The sequence below is a fragment of the Rossellomorea sp. NS-SX7 genome, assembly GCF_052828565.1.
Genome location: NZ_CM128249.1, coordinates 3,214,063 through 3,230,231, shown reverse-complemented (window position 1 = coordinate 3,230,231; position 16,169 = coordinate 3,214,063). Strand labels below are relative to the sequence as shown.

Sequence of the window (16,169 nt, the reverse complement as noted above, 5' to 3'; positions counted from 1 at the left end):
AAAGGAGGAAGTGCGGTGGAGTGGAAGGATATACTCTTTAAGGCAGAAGAATTGAATGTTCTCGAATTGTTCATCCGTACGACACTTCTATATTTTGTCCTTTTTCTGGCTGACAAATCATTAGGCTTCAGACAGCCGGGTATCATGACACCTTATAATTTCCTGGTTGGGGCGGGGATCAGTCACATTGCAGCTTCACGAATGGTGCAGCCTGAGTCCCGTCCGATCGACGCCATCGCGATCATAACCGTCTATATTATCATTATCCTCTTGCTTTCCTACAGTTATTTAAAACTGTCACCCTATTTTGCATCAAAAAGACAGACAGTCATTGTAGAAAAGGGAAAGGTAAACAAAAAGAATTTGAGAAAGACATTGCTTACCATTGATAATATGTTCTCAATCATGAGACAGAAGGATGCCTTTGATTTAAAAAATGTGGAATACATGATCGCAGAACCAAACGGCGATTTCAGTGTGGCTAAAAACAGTAACACCCTGCCGGTTACAAAGGCTGAGATGGAAGTGCCGATGACAACAAAGCAATTATCAGATATCGTCATTTACGAAGGCAGGATCGACAAGAACGTATTAAAGAAAAGGAAACTGGATGAGAGCTGGATCATGGCAGAATTGGACACACAGAACATTACCGGCTTGGAGAAGGTCTATATCGGACTGTTGACTCCGGGTGGTGAACTATACATCAACTAAAAGGGAGGGGTAAAGATGCCGGAAGTATTCGGAAGGATTGAAGATATCACATTGGCAGGTTTTCTGATCAGAACGGTGATCGTGGGGTGCATAGGATATCTAGTAGGTAGAAGTGTATATAAACGGGCTGTCAATCAACTGACCACCTACGATTTTGCACTTATTTGGATCCTTGGTGCCATCACCGTATCACCAGTGCTTGACGGAAAGGTTTCTTTCACTTATATGATCGTACCCCTGCTCACCCTTTTTTTCTGGCACACCACCTTCAGCTTCATCTCGTTGAAAAATAGAAGGTTCAGCTTTTTCTTTAATGGAAAACCGGCCATTTTGATTGATAATGGAAAAGTAGTAGTGAAGAACTTGAAACGGCAGTTTATCAGTCTGGATTTGCTTCTATCTGAACTGAGGATACATAATGTTTTTGACGTGAGTGAAGTGAAGTATGCGATCCTCGAGCCGAATGCCCATATATCGGTCATGAAATTTGATGGGGGTTCACCTGTCACCCCTGCCGATATGAACCTCACAGTCAAACCATCAAACATCCCGCTCATTATCATAAACGAAGGCAAATTCATCGGTGCGAATCTTGAAAAAGCGGGGGTGGACGAGAGGTGGGTGATGAATCAATTGAATTTGAAACATGAAAAGGATATCAATACCATCTTTCTTGCCACTGTGGACAGTTCAAAAAAAGTATATGTATTAAAAAAAGGATGAACCCCTCCGGGTCTCATCCTCTTTGGCATTTATTCAGTTGGAATCGCCGCTTTGGAATACGATTTTCTCTCAAACAACTGTTCAAAAATCGGATACATATACTGAACGACGAAACCTAATAGAACCGTTACAAGAATCGTCCCGATCCCGATATCACCTTTAAATAAGAAAGCAAGTGTCAATGCAAATCCTTCAGAGAGGATTCGTGAGTTTCGAAGATTTAATCCGAAACGGGTATGGATCGCCACCATAAGCGTGTCCATCGGACTTGCAGGGAATTTCGCCTGAAGGTAAATGGAAACCCCCAAACCGACGGTCAGGATGCCGATACCAAGCGCGATGAATTGGTTGACCAACATGACTGGAGCAAAGTCAGCCAAGACAATCAACAGCCAGAAATCAATTAATAGTCCAATAACAAAGATCGTCAATGTCGCCAGTACGTCAGGGCGTTTTTTCATAATGACCGCATTGAGTATGATCAACACGATTCCATTAATGAATACAGCAGTACCGACCGTGATCCCGAACATCCTGGATTGACCGACCGCAAGTGCATCCCATGCAGAAGCCCCAAGCCCGGATTTAATAATCAATGAAACACCCATAGTCAAAATGAATAATCCTATAGTAAAAAATACTGATCTGCGAATCATCATCGTATTTCTCTCCTTATCTGTAAACGTTATCAAAATGCAGCAGGGTTGCCCTCCGTGATTGGTTGAAGTAGGAGGTCTGACAACCTAAGCGCAATACTCTTAGTTTACTCGATAACGTACAGGGAAGCAAAGTTAATTTTTGCATTTACACATATTTGTTTGGTTTAGTTTGCTGTATGTGCTTTAGTACTTTATTGCAGCTAGGGGAGGCATTTGGGGATTGACAGTAATTGAGAGGGGGAGGTTAATTCATTTCTAATTATTGTTAAAGTCAGCATATATCTAAATAATTCAGCATAAATGAAAATTTTTCAGCATATATCCGAAAAAGTCAGCACAAAATCCATTTTTTAAGCATAAAACGAAAATAATCAGCATAAGCCATCCCAAAAGGTCAGAGAGGTTCGGATCGACACTGTTTATACCAATACGTTCCATCACAAGACGTAAAAATGACCAAAAACAATCACAGGAGCCTGCCAAGACACCTGTGATCATCCATTATTGCTTTTTATATTGATTGTTTTGACTGTTCACTTTACCGCCGCCGTCTTCTTCGACTGTCGGGCCGGCATTGCCTTTCACACTTGCTGCACTGACTCCTGCTCTCGAAGGATCTTTTTTGCCTTTTGCCATGTAAAACACCTCCATTCATAAAATGTCCCAGAATGAAGCAGTTTATGATGTATAAATTTTGGGCTATGTTCAAGGGAGATTCGTTATAGACGAACATCAAAACATCAAGTAAGAAAAAAATTTGTAAAAACCTTCAATATTAAACGTTTAAATATTGCGATAGTTTAGAAAATCCGGTATATTATAAATAACAGAAACTCACTCGGGTCTTTTTTTTGACCAAAAAATGAATGAGTATTCATTCAAAGTCGTCCGGACTGCAAGATCAGCCCGGTTATCCAATGAAATCATTATCACAGTGCTAACAAAGGGGGAGAACACATTGACGCGCAGAATTCAGAAAGCTGCAGTGTTAGGATCAGGAGTTATGGGATCGGGAATTGCAGCACATTTAGCGAACATCGGTATTCCGACAATGTTATTAGACATCGTGCCACGCCAATTAACAGACGAAGATAAAGCAAAGGGACTGACAGAAGAGAGCAGGGAATTTCGTAACCGCTTAAGTGAAAACGCTTTAAAAAAGCTTTTGAAGCAAAAGCCTGCTCCTTTAACCACTAAACAAAACTTATCGCTGATTACACCAGGTAACTTTGAAGACGATATGGAGAAAATCGGCGAATGCGACTGGATCATCGAAGTCGTTGTGGAAAATCTGGATATCAAAAAGAAAGTATTCGAACAGGTTGAAAAAAACCGTAAACAGGGAAGCATCGTGAGCTCCAATACATCGGGGATCTCAATCGAGGCAATGGCAGAAGGACGTTCAGAGGATTTCCAGAAGAATTTCCTCGGGACTCACTTCTTCAATCCGCCGCGTTACCTGAAGCTTCTTGAAGTCATCCCGACAAAGAAGACGGATGGGGATGTAGTGGATTTCATGAAAACATTCGGTGAAGATGCACTTGGTAAAGGCGTTGTCTTTGCAAAAGACACACCGAACTTCATTGCGAACAGAATCGGGACATACGGTCTACTTGTGACCGTACAGGAAATGCTCAAAGGCGGCTACAGCGTCGGAGAGGTTGATTCGATCACGGGTCCTGCAATCGGCAGACCGAAAAGCGCTACATTCAGAACGCTTGATGTCGTAGGACTTGATACATTCGCCCACGTTGCGAAAAATGTCTACGACCAGGTGGAAGGTGAAGAGAAGAAGGTATTCGAAGTACCGGCGTTCATGGGCAAGATGCTTGAAAACGGCTGGCTTGGAAGTAAGAGCGGGCAAGGATTCTTCTTGAAACAAGGAAAAGAAATCCTGGAATTGAATCCTGAAACACTGGAATATGAGCCGCGTAAGAAGCTGAAAACAGCTTCACTTGAAATGAGCAAGAATGAAAAGGGACTTCCGAATAAAATCAAGTCACTGGTCTATGCGAAAGATAAGGCCGGTTCCCTGCTTTGGAACATTTTATCACCGGTGCTCACTTATTCCGCCCAGCTTCATGGCGAAATCGCAGACGACATCGTTGCGATCGACCGTGCGATGAAATGGGGATTTGGATGGGAGCTCGGACCTTTTGAAACGTGGGATGCGATCGGAGTTGAAAAGTCCGTCACACGAATGAAGGAAGAAGGCTTGGCTGTACCACAATGGGTGGAAGAAATGCTTGAAGCGGGACACACCCATTTTTACAAGGAAGAAGAGGGTGAACTGTATTTCTACCATAAAGGAGAATACAAGCTTGTAGAGCGCAACCCGAAAGTGATCGACTTGAAGCTTCTGAAGAAACAAGGAAAGCTGATCAAGAAAAATTCCGGGGCCAGCCTCATCGATATCGGGGACGGCGTGGCACTGCTTGAGTTCCACTCTCCAAACAACGCGATCGGACTCGACATCATCCAGATGATCAATTTCGCGGTTGATGAAGTGGAGAAAAACTTCAAGGGCCTAGTCATCGGAAATCAGGCGAAGAACTTCTGTGTGGGAGCCAACCTCGCCATGATTCTGATGGAAGCCCAGGATGATAATATTTTCGAAATCGACATGGTCGTACGACACTTCCAGCAGGCCATGATGAAAATCAAATACTCCTCCAAACCGGTTGTCGCAGCGCCATTCGGCATGACACTCGGAGGAGGAAGCGAAGTCTGTCTGCCGACTGCACATATTCAAGCCTCAATGGAAACATACATGGGACTTGTAGAAGTCGGTGTCGGCCTGATCCCGGGCGGCGGCGGAAACAAGGAACTCTATATGAAACACTTGGCGAACCTTCCTAATGGAGTGGAATTTGATCTTCAGAAGGTAGCGAATAAAGTATTTGAAACGATTGCGATGGCAAAAGTATCGACGTCAGGGGATGAAGCGAGGGACAACAACTTCCTCAGCAAAGCTGACGGTGTAAGCGTGAACGGAGACCACTTATTATACGATGCGAAACAAGCTGCACTGGCCCTTTTTGAAAGAGGCTACAAAGCGCCGATTCGCAAAAAGGTCCCAGTAGTCGGGGAAACAGGTTACGGCACTCTTTTACTTGGAGCACAATCAATGGTTCAATCAGGCTTCATTTCCGAGCACGATCTGTTGATCGCCAAGAAACTGGCGTACGTGATTGCCGGCGGAAAAGTGCCATTTGGAACCGAAGTCGATGAACAATACTTATTGGACCTTGAGAGGGAAGCCTTCCTGAGCCTGATCGCTCAGCCGAAATCACAGCAGAGAATGCAGCACATGCTTGTAAAAGGAAAGCCATTACGCAACTAATCATATAAACCTATTCAGAAAGCGGGGGAACATCATGCGTGAAGCAGTCATAGTGGCTGGTGCCAGAACACCAGTCGGAAAATCAAGAAAAGGATCATTGGCAGGAGTGAGACCGGATGACCTTGGTGCCCTTGTCGTAAAAGAAACGTTGAAGCGTGCAGGGAACTATGAAGGAAATATCGACGATTTAATCATCGGATGTGCGATGCCGGAAGCAGAGCAGGGATTGAATATGGCAAGGAATATCGGGGGTCTGGCAGGACTTCCGAGTTCGGTCCCTGCCATCACGATCAATCGTTACTGTTCATCGGGATTACAGTCGATTGCATATGCAGCCGAAAAAATCATGCTTGGACACTCCGATACGGCAATCGCCGGCGGAGCGGAATCGATGAGCCTGGTACCGATGATGGGGCATGTGGTGCGCCCGAATGCAAAGCTTGCTGAAACGGCTCCACAGTACTACATGAGCATGGGCCATACGGCAGAAGAAGTGGCGAAGAAATTCGGCGTTTCACGAGAAGATCAAGATGCGTTTGCAGTGAGAAGCCACCAGAAAGCGGCAAAAGCGATCTCAGAAGGGAAATTCGACGATGAAATCGTACCGGTGGATGTCATCCAGCGCTCGGTGAACGCTGAGAACAAATTGGTTGAGAATACGTTCCAATTCTCAAGGGACGAAGGGGTCCGTGCCGAAACAAGTTCACAAGTTCTTGGTAAATTGCGTCCGGCCTTCAATGTCAAAGGGTCTGTCACAGCTGGAAACTCGTCTCAAACAAGTGATGGTGCAGCGGCCGTGATGGTCATGGACAGGGAAAAGGCAGATGGACTTGGCTTGCAGCCGATGGCGAAATTCAGAAGCTTTGCGGTAGCTGGAGTACCGCCTGAAATCATGGGGATCGGCCCAGTTGAAGCAATTCCACGCGCACTCAAAATGGCAGGCCTAGAGCTGTCTGATATCGGATTGTTCGAACTGAACGAAGCGTTTGCTTCGCAGTCCATCCAGGTCATCCGCCAGCTTGGTCTGGACGAGGACAAAGTGAACGTAAACGGAGGAGCCATCGCACTTGGTCATCCGCTAGGCTGTACAGGAGCGAAGCTGACCCTGTCACTCGTACACGAAATGAAACGCCGCAACCAGCAATTCGGCATCGTCACAATGTGTATCGGTGGCGGAATGGGAGCAGCCGGGGTGTTTGAACTGATTGGGTAAATCATAGCCATAATTGAAATGATAATTGATTGTGTACATTTCAATAAAGAAGATTAGAATAGATACTTTTAAATTCCACATTGAAAACGAGAGTGGATTGGAGCGGAAGGCACTTGACTCCGACGGGATATAGAGGAAAGGTCGAGACTTGTCCAGCTCCGGCGGCTAGCCCCTCGAGGTCATAAGCTAAATGGTCCATGAAGGCAAAGAACGCCTTCCCGGTCCATTCATCTTATGCTTGTCGGGGCTGAACGAGCCGCCTGCGCATTTCCTCCCGCAGGAGCGCAGCGACGAGGAGGCTCGACTTCCTCCCCGCGGAATCTTGTGCCTGTAGCGGAAAGGAACGGTCTACGTTTTAAAGTTTCTCAATTATAAAAAACGTTAAGGGGATGTCAAATATGGCAAATCAAACAGACAAATTGATTAAGGGTGGAAGCTTTTTAATTGAAGATGTGAGCTTTGAACAAGTATTCACACCGGAAGAGTACTCTGATGAGCAAAAAATGATCGCAAAAACAACAGAGGATTATGTTCTGAATGAAGTGGTTCCAGTCATCGACAACCTTGAGAACCACGAGTTCGACCATTCCGTACGATTATTGAAAGAAGCAGGTGAACTTGGTCTCCTTGGGGCGGATGTTCCTGAAGAGTACGGCGGACTTGGACTTGATAAAGTGAGCTCGGCACTAATTGCTGAAAAAATGTCCCGTGCAGGCGGTTTCTCCATCTCCCACGGTGCCCATGTCGGAATCGGTTCTCTTCCGATCGTTCTTTTCGGTAATGAAGACCAAAAGCAAAAGTACCTTCCAGCGTTGGCATCAGGTGAAAAACTTGCGGCTTATGCTTTGACAGAGCCAGGTTCAGGATCTGATGCACTGGGTGCGAAGACGACTGCGAAACTGAACGAAGCGGGTACACACTATATTTTAAATGGTGAAAAGCAATGGATCACAAACTCTGCCTTCGCTGATGTATTCGTCGTTTATGCGAAAATCGACGGCGAGCATTTCTCGGCATTCATCGTTGAAAAAGATTATCCAGGCGTATCTACAGGTCCTGAAGAAAAGAAAATGGGAATCAAGAGTTCTTCCACACGTACTTTAATTCTGGAAGATGCTGAAATTCCTGCTGAAAACCTTCTTGGCCAGGCAGGAAAAGGTCACATCATCGCCTTCAACATCTTGAATATCGGCCGTTACAAGCTTGGTGTAGGTGCTGTCGGTGCAAGTAAGCGTGCATTTGAAGTAACGGTTGGATATACAAATCAGCGTCAGCAGTTCAAGACATCGATCTCTTCTTTCAACTTGACGAAGGAAAAATTAGCAACGATGGCAGCGAAATTGTATGCAGCTGAAAGCTCCGTATACCGTACTGTAGGCTTATTCGAAGACCGTATGAGCAAACTTACGGATGAAGAAGTCAAGAACGGAACGGAAGTTGCTAAGTCGATCGCTGAATATGCAATCGAGTGTTCATTGAATAAATTCTTCGCAACGGAAGTACTGGACTATGTGGTCGACGAAGGCGTTCAGCTTCACGGCGGTTACGGATTCATGCAGGAATATGAGATTGAAAGAATGTACCGCGACTCCCGTATCAACCGTATCTTCGAAGGAACGAATGAAATCAACCGTCTTCTTGTACCAGGGACATACCTTCGTAAAGCAATGAAAGGTGAACTGCCGCTACTTCAAAAAGCACAGGCGCTTCAGGAAGAACTGATGATGCTTATGCCAGAAGAAGTTGGCGACGAGCCATTGGCGCAGGAAAAATATCTTGTGAAAAACGCAAAGAAAATCGGCTTGATGCTAGCTGGTTTGGCTGCTCAGAAGTTCGGCAAGGCACTTGAAAAAGAGCAGGAAATCCTTGTGAACATTGCAGATATCGTTTCGAATGCATACGCAATGGAATCCGTCGTCCTTCGTACAGAAAAAGCGCTTGAGAAGAGTGGAGCTGAAAAAGCGAAACAAAAACTTCTTTACACGCAAATCTTCTGTCAGGAAGCGTTCAATGAAATTGAAGCTCATGCCAAAGAAACACTTGTGGCGACAGAACAGGGCGACACATTGCGCATGATGCTTTCAGCACTTCGTAAATTCACACGCCATACACCGATCAATGTGATTGCTGTTAAGCGTGAAGCTTCTGAGAAGCTGATTGATGCTGAGAAGTATGTAGTTTGATAAATGAATCATGATGATGAAGGGATGGGCCTCCGCTTGGCGGGGGTCTGTTTTTATGTTTTGGGTTTTGATTTTAGCGGGAATGTATTAATTCTGTCAGATATACAATTAATTTCGTTACACATGAATTTAATTCCGTCAGTTATTCAATTAATTCCATCACAACTCAATATAATTCCGTCACAATTTCAATTAATTCCATCAACTACTCATTTAATTCCGTCAACCAGCCTCTCAATCCAATCAACCAACCTTCAATCCCCAATGACACTTGATGTGCAAACTCCTTTCCATTCATAATACCTGTTCTCTTGACTTATCCCCCAACAACAATTACTATATGTTTAAACACTTAAACGTTTAAGTGTTTAAACATAACAAAATAAAGGTGGTAAATATATATGAACAAGAAAACAGTACTGATCACTGGAGCATCAAGCGGAATCGGGCTGCACTTCAGTCATAAATTTGCACAAGACGGCCATCATGTGGTGCTTGTAGCGAGAAGTGAGGATAAGCTTCTTTCTCTTGCAACTGAATTAGAAGGAAAATACAACATCAAAGCACATGTGATCAAGGCTGATTTAGCAGAGGCGGGGGCATCCCGGATGATATACGAACATGTTGCAGCAAAAGGAATTCAAGTTGATATTCTTATAAACAATGCCGGGTTCGGGTTATTCGGAGAGTTTGAACAGACAGAGTTAGAAAAAGAAGTAGACATGATTCAAGTAAACATCACAGCTTTGACAGAGCTTAGCAAGTATTTTGGAAAAGAGATGGTGAAGCGTAAAAACGGGCAAATTTTAAACGTTGCTTCAACCGCTGCTTTTCAGCCAGGACCGTTAATGTCCGTATATTATGCTACAAAAGCGTATGTCCTGTCGTTATCAGAAGCACTTGCGAATGAGTGGAAGGAACACGGGATTCAGGTGATGGCACTTTGTCCGGGTGCTACAAAAACGGGGTTCAGCGATGCAGCAGAACTTCAACAATCAAAACTCTTCCAATCGGGAGTCATGACTGTAGAGGAAGTCGTAGATGAAGCATATAAGCAGATGGCTGATCAAAAGAAAGTGGTCATCATACCAGGTGTGAAAAACAGATTGCTCGCCGGATCGATACGATTCATGCCGCGTAAAATGGTTACAAATATTGTCCGCAAAGTCCAAGAACGGATATAATGAAAGCTGAATGAAATAGAAGGGAGAAAATTATGGGGCAAAAAGCCATTGAAACATTTCGTGCTTGTACTCCTTTATTTCAAGCATTAAGTGATCCATACCGTCAGGACATCATTGTCCTTCTGGCCGAAAAAGAACCGTTGACGGTCAACCAAATCACTGAGCACCTTACACTTTCCCGGCCGGCTGTCTCTCACCATTTAAAGATACTGAGAGATCAGCAGCTCGTATCCCTGGAGCAAAAAGGGACGCAGCGTTTTTATTCTCTAGAGCTAGATAATGCGGTGGAACTACTAAAACAATTGGTTGGTACAATCGAAAATCACTGTGAATAAACTTTCTGCAAAAGAAGGAAAATAACGAAGGTTGTCGAAATTAGTCTAATAGATGTATCACTAACTCAGGGAACGGTGAATTACCTTGTTTCCAGTTCCCTGAGTTTTTAATATCCAAGGATTTATTCTAACAGCAAAATCGAAAGGTGGTGGTAACATGTCATTGTCTTTTTATTCATATCCTAAATGCGGGACTTGCCGGAAAGCAAAGAAATGGCTTGAAGACAATAACGCAGATTTTAATGAAATACATATCGTTGAAAATCCCCCGTCCAAAGACGAGTTGAAAAGTCTGTATGAAAAAAGCGGGCTGCCGTTGAAAAAGTTTTTCAATACGAGCGGGAAAAAGTATCGTGAGCTTGGATTGAAGGATAAAGTGAATGATGCTTCTGACGAAGAGCTGCTTGAGATCCTGTCATCAGACGGCATGCTGATCAAACGTCCGATCACGACAGATGGTTCAAAGGTGACGGTTGGATTCAAAGAAGAAACGTTTGAAGACACTTGGAAATAAGGGTCAATTCATATTGTATGAGCTGCAATTGGAAGGTCCTGTAACAGCGTATAAAAAGTTTTGAAGGAAACACTTTGTTTTCTTGCTTTTTTATAAAAGAGTGTGTCAATATTAGGTTGTATACCAAGTATTTGGAGGGATTTGAAATGAGTACACCGAAAGATCTTCGCTATTCTGAAGAACATGAATGGGTCAAAACCGAAGGGGAAAAAGTACGTATTGGAATTACTGCATTTGCACAATCTGAACTTGGCGATATCGTATTCGTTGAACTGCCTGAAGTAGGCGACGAAGTAACGGCTGACGAACCATTCGGAAGCGTTGAATCAGTTAAAACTGTTTCTGAGCTGTATGCACCGGTTACAGGTAAGGTTGTTGAAGTAAATGATGAACTTGCTGACAGCCCTGAGTTTGTAAACGAGTCTCCTTATGAAAAAGCTTGGATGATCGTAGTTGAACCAACTGATGCTGGAGAAGTGGACAAGCTTATGACAGCAGAACAATATGAAGAAATGATTAACGAAGGTTAATAACATGAAGACACCTTGAGTATATTCTCGAGGTGTTTTGTTTTTCATTTGGGGCATTCTAATGGTAGATGCCATTAAAGAAAGGATGACCCCTATGACGCTTGAACCAAAGAAACTCGATGTCACAGACCGTGTGACCGGAAAACTTAAAAATGGAGAACTGGAGTTGTATCTCGATAATCAGCCGATCGGCAGGATGGCTGTGCCTTTAGAAGGGATATCTATGGAGCCTAATTACGAAGCGAGAGAAAATAAGATCTTTCAGAACTACACCGCCACAGAAGGAAATGAAGCACGTTATACTGACTGCGATGAAGGCGGATGGTGTTAATTTCCGATAAAGGGTGCCAGACTTCTCCTGACAGAACTGGCACCCTTTTGTTTATTTTCACTAAACTCGAGTAAGCAATAGGCAACTTTGGACCTCAATGACTCTTCATATAGGTTTCAGTCTTTTTTCTTTCTATTTCCAAAAAAAAATGAGAAGATATAAGTAAGTAGTGGACATCATCTCTAATTAATTGAATATACTATCCTAATCTTATTTTCTGAAAGATAAGGTGATGACAATGTTTGAAATTGGTGATGAAAAAGTAATCATCGTAGAAGGTACAACGGATAAACGAAAAGTTGAAGGCATCATTAAAGAACCGATCGAGATTATCTGTACAAATGGAACCATCAGCATTACAAAAATGGACGAACTGATTGATTCGCTGGAACAAAGAGATGTTTATATACTGGTTGATGCCGATCATGCAGGAGAGAAGCTGCGGAAACAATTCAAGCGTGAATTTCCGGAGGCAGAGCACCTATATATCGACCGGATGTATAAAGAAGTGGCCTCTGCGCCTGAATATCACTTGGCCTCTGTACTGATTGGTGCCAATATTGATGTACACACGGAATATCTGGAAAAAAGGATGAGTTGACGTTGAATGAGGTAAGTAGTACAAGCGCGCTATATGATTCCATAAACACACATGAGCTTACGGCCGTGTATCTCTACACCCCGATGTGTGGGACATGCCAGGTAGCAGGCAAAATGATGGAAGTCGTGAAAAAGCTTCCGCAATCCTTTCATTTTGATAAAGTCAATTTGAATTACTTACCACAGTTTGCAGAAGAACAGTCGATTGAAAGTGTGCCTTGTTTGATTCTATATAAAAATTCTGAGGAGAGGGAAAGGATCTATGCCTTTCAATCTGTTCCCTATCTATATGAAATGTTTAAAAAAACGGAGACCTTTGGATAAAGGTCTTTTTATTTTGTGTTTTTCGTGCGAGGCACCACACGCGCTGCAATAGCTGGAATAGGGAAAAGCTTTCTACAAACTAGGACATATTTCTTGGGAAATAAATAGAAATTGCTCGGAATTTATATTCTGAATATTCAAAACTGTCTATTTCGACAGTAATTCAAGATCTGTTCAAAATCATGTCGAGCGACTAAAAAAGGATAAAATACCCATAAGTAGAATTAAGTAGTAGTAAGAAGATTCGCGGGAGGGTATTTATGAAAAATTATTTAGAGACGTTAATTGAACGATGTCATTCGAAGTACCATCTGCAGCTGTTATTTCCTTCAGAACCATTCATTCTTGAATTTAAATGTAAAGATCAGCGCTACACCATATCCCTGTCAAATACAAGATGCTCTATTATGGAAGACGAAACTGAAAGCGAGCCTCAATTTGTCATTGATGGAAATGAAGAAATGATCATAAGTGTGTTGAAAGGGCAAGAACTTTTGTCTCGAATGGTTGAGAATGATCAACTGTCTGTCAAGGGAGGTTACCGGCCTCTGCTGTTCGTCGAGTCTGTTTTGTGGCTGACAAGATCCACGAAAAAAGAAACTGTTGAAATATAGCGATTACTCCAATCTTCTGAAAAAAAGAATTGACACCCCATTTACGTGGTGATAGAATCACTTTTGTAGCAAATTTTCTGAGACTTTACACTCATTAACTTAATATATAAGACTTACTCTTATTAAGAGTGGTGGAGGGACGTGCCCTATGAAGCCCGGCAACCGTCAATTTTATTGAAATGGTGCCAATTCACTCAAAGCTCATGCTTTGAAAGATAAGAGGAAGGATAGTCATATGATTATGCCTTTCTGCTTATCTGCGGAAAGGTTTTTTTTGTTTCCTAATGTGCCTGGCGCCTGCATTGTCGATGAGAGAAGTTTTAATTCTTATTATAACGGTCGTTTTACTAAAGAAAAGAAAGGAGATTGGCAGCATGATTACGATCTCAGACGTGAAGAAAATTTATCAATCTAAAGCAGGGCCCATTTCAGCAGTGGATGGAGTAAATCTCTCCATTCAGGAAGGTGAAATTTTTGGGGTGATCGGCTACAGTGGTGCAGGGAAAAGTACGCTGATCAGGATGTTGAACGGACTCGAGGTTCCGACTGAAGGAGCAATCGATGTAAACGGGCAGACTGTGTCAAAAATAAAAGGCAGGAAGCTACGTGAAGTAAGGCAGTCCATAGGGATGATCTTTCAGCACTTCAATTTATTATGGTCAAGAACAGTCCTGGAAAATATTCAGTTTCCTTTGGAAATAGCAGGTGTTTCCAAAAAAGAACGAAGCCGAAGAGCCAATGAGCTGCTGACATTGGTAGGACTGGAAGGAAGAGGGGATGCGTACCCTTCACAGCTGAGTGGAGGCCAGAAGCAGCGTGTCGGGATTGCAAGGGCACTGGCGAACAACCCAAGCGTGCTTCTCTGTGACGAGGCAACTTCTGCACTGGATCCGCAGACGACTGATTCCATCCTCGACTTATTGGTCGATATCAATAAACGCCTTGGGCTGACGATCGTTCTGATCACTCACGAGATGCATGTCATTCAAAAAATCTGCCATCGTGTGGCAGTCATGGAGAATGGAAAAGTTGCAGAGCTGGGGGATGTACTTGAAGTATTCCGTAATCCTCAGCAGCAAGTAACGAAGCGTTTTGTAAAAGAAGTATCACAGGATCAGGACTCAGAAGAAGTGGTTGAACAGTTGAGCAACCGTTATCCAACAGGGAAAGTACTAAAGTTCACTTTTGTGGGAGAATCGACCGGTCAGCCGTTGATCACATCGCTGATCAGGAGGTTTGACCTTGAAGTGAATATCCTTCAAGGGCAGATTTCTCAAACACAAAAAGGAGCATATGGCACACTGTTTGTTCATTTGGACGGAGCAGAGCAAGAGCTCAGGGCAGCGCTCCAGTTTGCTGAAAGCCAGCTGGTGAAAGTGGAGGTGATGGCAGGATGATGGAAACTCTATTTCCAAATGTCGATTGGGAAAAACTTTGGGAAGCAACGGCAGAAACCCTCTATATGACCGGGATGTCTGTTCTTATCACATTTGTATTAGGTATCATTCTCGGGATCCTATTATTTTTGACTTCCAAAGAAAATCTGTGGGAAAACAAGCTTACTTACACAGTAACAAGCTCTGTGGTGAATGTATTTAGATCTATTCCCTTCATCATTTTGATTGTACTGTTGATTCCGTTTACTAAATTCTTATTGGATACGATCCGCGGAGCAAATGCTGCTCTGCCGGCATTGATCATTGGAGCGGCACCGTTTTACGCCAGAATGGTCGAAATCGCGCTCCGGGAAGTGAATAAAGGCGTAATTGAAGCTGCCAAAGCAATGGGGGCAAAGACGAGTACGATCATCCTGAAGGTTCTGCTGCCGGAATCAATGCCGGCTTTAATTTCAGGTATAACGGTCACAGCCATTGCACTTGTAGGTTATACAGCGATGGCAGGTGTCATTGGAGCGGGTGGACTCGGGAACCTTGCTTACCTGGATGGTTTCCAGAGAAGCCGTGAAGATGTGACACTGGCGGCAACCATTATGATCTTGATCATAGTGTTCGCCATTCAAATCATTGGTGATTTCTTTACAAATAAATTAGACAAAAGATAAAGGAGAGAAACAACATGAAAAAATGGGTAGCAGGAGTCATTGCAGCAACAAGTATTTTTGGATTGGCAGCATGCGGTAGTTCAACTGGAGGAAGCGAGGAGCAGAAGGAATTGGTGGTGGGAGCTTCAAATATCCCGCACGCAGAAATCCTTGAAGAAGTAAAGCCGATTCTTGAAGAAAAAGGAATCGAATTGAAGATCGAAACGTACCAAGATTACATCTTGCCTAACAAAGATCTGGAGAACGGCGACCTGGATGCCAACTACTTCCAGCATATCCCGTACCTGGAATCTCAAAAAGCAGAGCACGGTTATGATTTTGAAAACGCTGGCGGTATCCATATCGAACCTATCGGTGTGTACTCCAAGAAATATGATTCATTAGAAGACCTGCCTGAAGGTGCGACGATCTTGATGAGTAATTCCGTGGCAGACCATGGGCGTATCCTTACCCTCCTTGAAGAAAAAGACTTGATCACGCTCAAAGATGGAGTGGACAAAACGAAAGCAACGCTTGAGGACATTGAAGAAAATCCAAAGAAACTGAAGTTTGATTACGAATATGAAGCGGCCCTTCTGCCTCAATTGTATGAAAATGAAGAAGGCGATGCTGTATTGATTAATTCAAACTATGCGATTGATGCAGGTCTTAATCCGTTGAAAGATTCGATTGCAATTGAAGATAAAAACTCACCTTACGTCAACGTAATCGCCGTGAATAAAGGCGATGAGGACAAGGAAGAGATAAAAGCATTGGTTGAAGCTCTCCGTTCTGATGAAATCCAGGAGTTCATCTCGAACGAATGGGATGGAGCAGTCGTCCCTGTAAAAGAATAAATGA

General features: G+C 43.4%; 18 protein-coding genes and 1 riboswitch. Of the genes, 16 read left to right on the top strand and 2 right to left on the bottom strand.

What is annotated here, in order from left to right; all coding sequences use genetic code 11:
- Nucleotides 1-15: 15 nt before the first annotated feature.
- Nucleotides 16-714 (top strand): DUF421 domain-containing protein, encoded by a 699-nt coding sequence (locus ACUXV2_RS16175; protein WP_446244177.1) that lies wholly within the window; start codon nucleotides 16-18, stop codon nucleotides 712-714.
- Nucleotides 715-729: 15 nt separating this feature from the next.
- Nucleotides 730-1,437, top strand: a complete 708-nt coding sequence (locus ACUXV2_RS16170; RefSeq protein WP_446244176.1) for a DUF421 domain-containing protein — start codon at nucleotides 730-732, stop codon at nucleotides 1,435-1,437.
- A 29-nt stretch (nucleotides 1,438-1,466) separates the two neighbouring features.
- On the opposite strand, the gene ACUXV2_RS16165 is transcribed toward ACUXV2_RS16170, so the two are convergent.
- Together ACUXV2_RS16165 and ACUXV2_RS16160 are read right to left on the bottom strand one after the other, a co-directional pair.
- Nucleotides 1,467-2,096 carry a YczE/YyaS/YitT family protein gene (locus ACUXV2_RS16165; protein ID WP_446244175.1) on the bottom strand — a complete coding sequence of 210 codons (630 nt, stop codon included), beginning with the start codon at nucleotides 2,094-2,096 and terminating at the stop codon, nucleotides 1,467-1,469.
- A gap of 501 nt (nucleotides 2,097-2,597) precedes the next feature.
- Nucleotides 2,598-2,732, bottom strand: coding sequence for a YuzL family protein (locus ACUXV2_RS16160; protein ID WP_446244174.1), 135 nt, complete (start codon nucleotides 2,730-2,732; stop codon nucleotides 2,598-2,600).
- A 322-nt stretch (nucleotides 2,733-3,054) separates the two neighbouring features.
- On the opposite strand from ACUXV2_RS16160, the gene ACUXV2_RS16155 reads away from it, so the two are divergent.
- The 14 genes from ACUXV2_RS16155 to ACUXV2_RS16090 all read left to right on the top strand — a co-directional run bounded on the left by ACUXV2_RS16155 (nucleotide 3,055) and on the right by ACUXV2_RS16090 (nucleotide 16,165).
- The gene (locus tag ACUXV2_RS16155) at nucleotides 3,055-5,439 is read left to right on the top strand and encodes a 3-hydroxyacyl-CoA dehydrogenase NAD-binding domain-containing protein (protein ID WP_446244173.1); all 2,385 of its coding nucleotides are present in this window, start codon (nucleotides 3,055-3,057) and stop codon (nucleotides 5,437-5,439) included.
- Nucleotides 5,440-5,473: 34 nt separating this feature from the next.
- Complete coding sequence (locus tag ACUXV2_RS16150) at nucleotides 5,474-6,652, top strand: acetyl-CoA C-acetyltransferase (RefSeq protein ID WP_446244172.1); 1,179 nt, start codon at nucleotides 5,474-5,476, stop codon at nucleotides 6,650-6,652.
- A 398-nt stretch (nucleotides 6,653-7,050) separates the two neighbouring features.
- Complete coding sequence (locus tag ACUXV2_RS16145; protein WP_446244171.1) at nucleotides 7,051-8,835, top strand: acyl-CoA dehydrogenase family protein; 1,785 nt, start codon at nucleotides 7,051-7,053, stop codon at nucleotides 8,833-8,835.
- Nucleotides 8,836-9,236: 401 nt separating this feature from the next.
- Nucleotides 9,237-10,019: an SDR family NAD(P)-dependent oxidoreductase gene (locus tag ACUXV2_RS16140; RefSeq protein WP_446244170.1), complete on the top strand. Its 783-nt coding sequence runs from the start codon at nucleotides 9,237-9,239 to the stop codon at nucleotides 10,017-10,019.
- A gap of 32 nt (nucleotides 10,020-10,051) precedes the next feature.
- Entirely contained in the window at nucleotides 10,052-10,354 is a 303-nt protein-coding gene (locus tag ACUXV2_RS16135) for an ArsR/SmtB family transcription factor (protein ID WP_446244169.1), read from the top strand.
- Between the two features lie 157 nt (nucleotides 10,355-10,511).
- Nucleotides 10,512-10,868 carry an arsenate reductase family protein gene (locus ACUXV2_RS16130; RefSeq protein ID WP_446244168.1) on the top strand — a complete coding sequence of 119 codons (357 nt, stop codon included), beginning with the start codon at nucleotides 10,512-10,514 and terminating at the stop codon, nucleotides 10,866-10,868.
- Between the two features lie 146 nt (nucleotides 10,869-11,014).
- Nucleotides 11,015-11,398 carry a glycine cleavage system protein GcvH gene (gene gcvH / locus ACUXV2_RS16125; RefSeq protein ID WP_446244167.1) on the top strand — a complete coding sequence of 128 codons (384 nt, stop codon included), beginning with the start codon at nucleotides 11,015-11,017 and terminating at the stop codon, nucleotides 11,396-11,398.
- A gap of 94 nt (nucleotides 11,399-11,492) precedes the next feature.
- Nucleotides 11,493-11,729 (top strand): YusG family protein, encoded by a 237-nt coding sequence (locus ACUXV2_RS16120; protein ID WP_446244166.1) that lies wholly within the window; start codon nucleotides 11,493-11,495, stop codon nucleotides 11,727-11,729.
- Between the two features lie 238 nt (nucleotides 11,730-11,967).
- Nucleotides 11,968-12,330, top strand: a complete 363-nt coding sequence (locus tag ACUXV2_RS16115; protein WP_446244165.1) for a toprim domain-containing protein — start codon at nucleotides 11,968-11,970, stop codon at nucleotides 12,328-12,330.
- 2 nt (nucleotides 12,331-12,332) lie between these two features.
- Complete coding sequence (locus ACUXV2_RS16110; protein WP_446244164.1) at nucleotides 12,333-12,653, top strand: thioredoxin family protein; 321 nt, start codon at nucleotides 12,333-12,335, stop codon at nucleotides 12,651-12,653.
- A 260-nt stretch (nucleotides 12,654-12,913) separates the two neighbouring features.
- The gene (locus ACUXV2_RS16105; protein ID WP_446244163.1) at nucleotides 12,914-13,267 is read left to right on the top strand and encodes an SCP2 sterol-binding domain-containing protein; all 354 of its coding nucleotides are present in this window, start codon (nucleotides 12,914-12,916) and stop codon (nucleotides 13,265-13,267) included.
- 116 nt (nucleotides 13,268-13,383) lie between these two features.
- Nucleotides 13,384-13,489: riboswitch (SAM riboswitch) on the top strand.
- A 152-nt stretch (nucleotides 13,490-13,641) separates the two neighbouring features.
- Nucleotides 13,642-14,664 carry a methionine ABC transporter ATP-binding protein gene (locus ACUXV2_RS16100; RefSeq protein WP_446244162.1) on the top strand — a complete coding sequence of 341 codons (1,023 nt, stop codon included), beginning with the start codon at nucleotides 13,642-13,644 and terminating at the stop codon, nucleotides 14,662-14,664.
- Nucleotides 14,661-15,329, top strand: a complete 669-nt coding sequence (locus ACUXV2_RS16095) for a methionine ABC transporter permease (RefSeq protein WP_446244161.1) — start codon at nucleotides 14,661-14,663, stop codon at nucleotides 15,327-15,329. The genes ACUXV2_RS16100 and ACUXV2_RS16095 overlap by 4 nt, the downstream gene beginning before the upstream one ends.
- Nucleotides 15,330-15,343: 14 nt before the next feature.
- Nucleotides 15,344-16,165, top strand: a complete 822-nt coding sequence (locus tag ACUXV2_RS16090; RefSeq protein WP_446244160.1) for a MetQ/NlpA family ABC transporter substrate-binding protein — start codon at nucleotides 15,344-15,346, stop codon at nucleotides 16,163-16,165.
- The last annotated feature ends 4 nt before the right edge of the window (nucleotides 16,166-16,169 follow it).

What these genes read in the sequence shown, in the direction of transcription:
- ACUXV2_RS16145 (WP_446244171.1), top strand. Translation starts at nt 7,051, where the DNA reads ATGGCAAATCAAACAGACAAATTGATTAAGGGTGGAAGCTTTTTAATT.
- ACUXV2_RS16160 (WP_446244174.1), bottom strand. Translation starts at nt 2,732, where the DNA reads ATGGCAAAAGGCAAAAAAGATCCTTCGAGAGCAGGAGTCAGTGCAGCA.
- ACUXV2_RS16115 (WP_446244165.1), top strand. Translation starts at nt 11,968, where the DNA reads ATGTTTGAAATTGGTGATGAAAAAGTAATCATCGTAGAAGGTACAACG.
- ACUXV2_RS16170 (WP_446244176.1), top strand. Translation starts at nt 730, where the DNA reads ATGCCGGAAGTATTCGGAAGGATTGAAGATATCACATTGGCAGGTTTT.
- ACUXV2_RS16120 (WP_446244166.1), top strand. Translation starts at nt 11,493, where the DNA reads ATGACGCTTGAACCAAAGAAACTCGATGTCACAGACCGTGTGACCGGA.
- ACUXV2_RS16140 (WP_446244170.1), top strand. Translation starts at nt 9,237, where the DNA reads ATGAACAAGAAAACAGTACTGATCACTGGAGCATCAAGCGGAATCGGG.
- ACUXV2_RS16100 (WP_446244162.1), top strand. Translation starts at nt 13,642, where the DNA reads ATGATTACGATCTCAGACGTGAAGAAAATTTATCAATCTAAAGCAGGG.
- gcvH (WP_446244167.1), top strand. Translation starts at nt 11,015, where the DNA reads ATGAGTACACCGAAAGATCTTCGCTATTCTGAAGAACATGAATGGGTC.
- ACUXV2_RS16105 (WP_446244163.1), top strand. Translation starts at nt 12,914, where the DNA reads ATGAAAAATTATTTAGAGACGTTAATTGAACGATGTCATTCGAAGTAC.
- ACUXV2_RS16150 (WP_446244172.1), top strand. Translation starts at nt 5,474, where the DNA reads ATGCGTGAAGCAGTCATAGTGGCTGGTGCCAGAACACCAGTCGGAAAA.
- ACUXV2_RS16090 (WP_446244160.1), top strand. Translation starts at nt 15,344, where the DNA reads ATGAAAAAATGGGTAGCAGGAGTCATTGCAGCAACAAGTATTTTTGGA.
- ACUXV2_RS16095 (WP_446244161.1), top strand. Translation starts at nt 14,661, where the DNA reads ATGATGGAAACTCTATTTCCAAATGTCGATTGGGAAAAACTTTGGGAA.
- ACUXV2_RS16165 (WP_446244175.1), bottom strand. Translation starts at nt 2,096, where the DNA reads ATGATGATTCGCAGATCAGTATTTTTTACTATAGGATTATTCATTTTG.
- ACUXV2_RS16135 (WP_446244169.1), top strand. Translation starts at nt 10,052, where the DNA reads ATGGGGCAAAAAGCCATTGAAACATTTCGTGCTTGTACTCCTTTATTT.
- ACUXV2_RS16130 (WP_446244168.1), top strand. Translation starts at nt 10,512, where the DNA reads ATGTCATTGTCTTTTTATTCATATCCTAAATGCGGGACTTGCCGGAAA.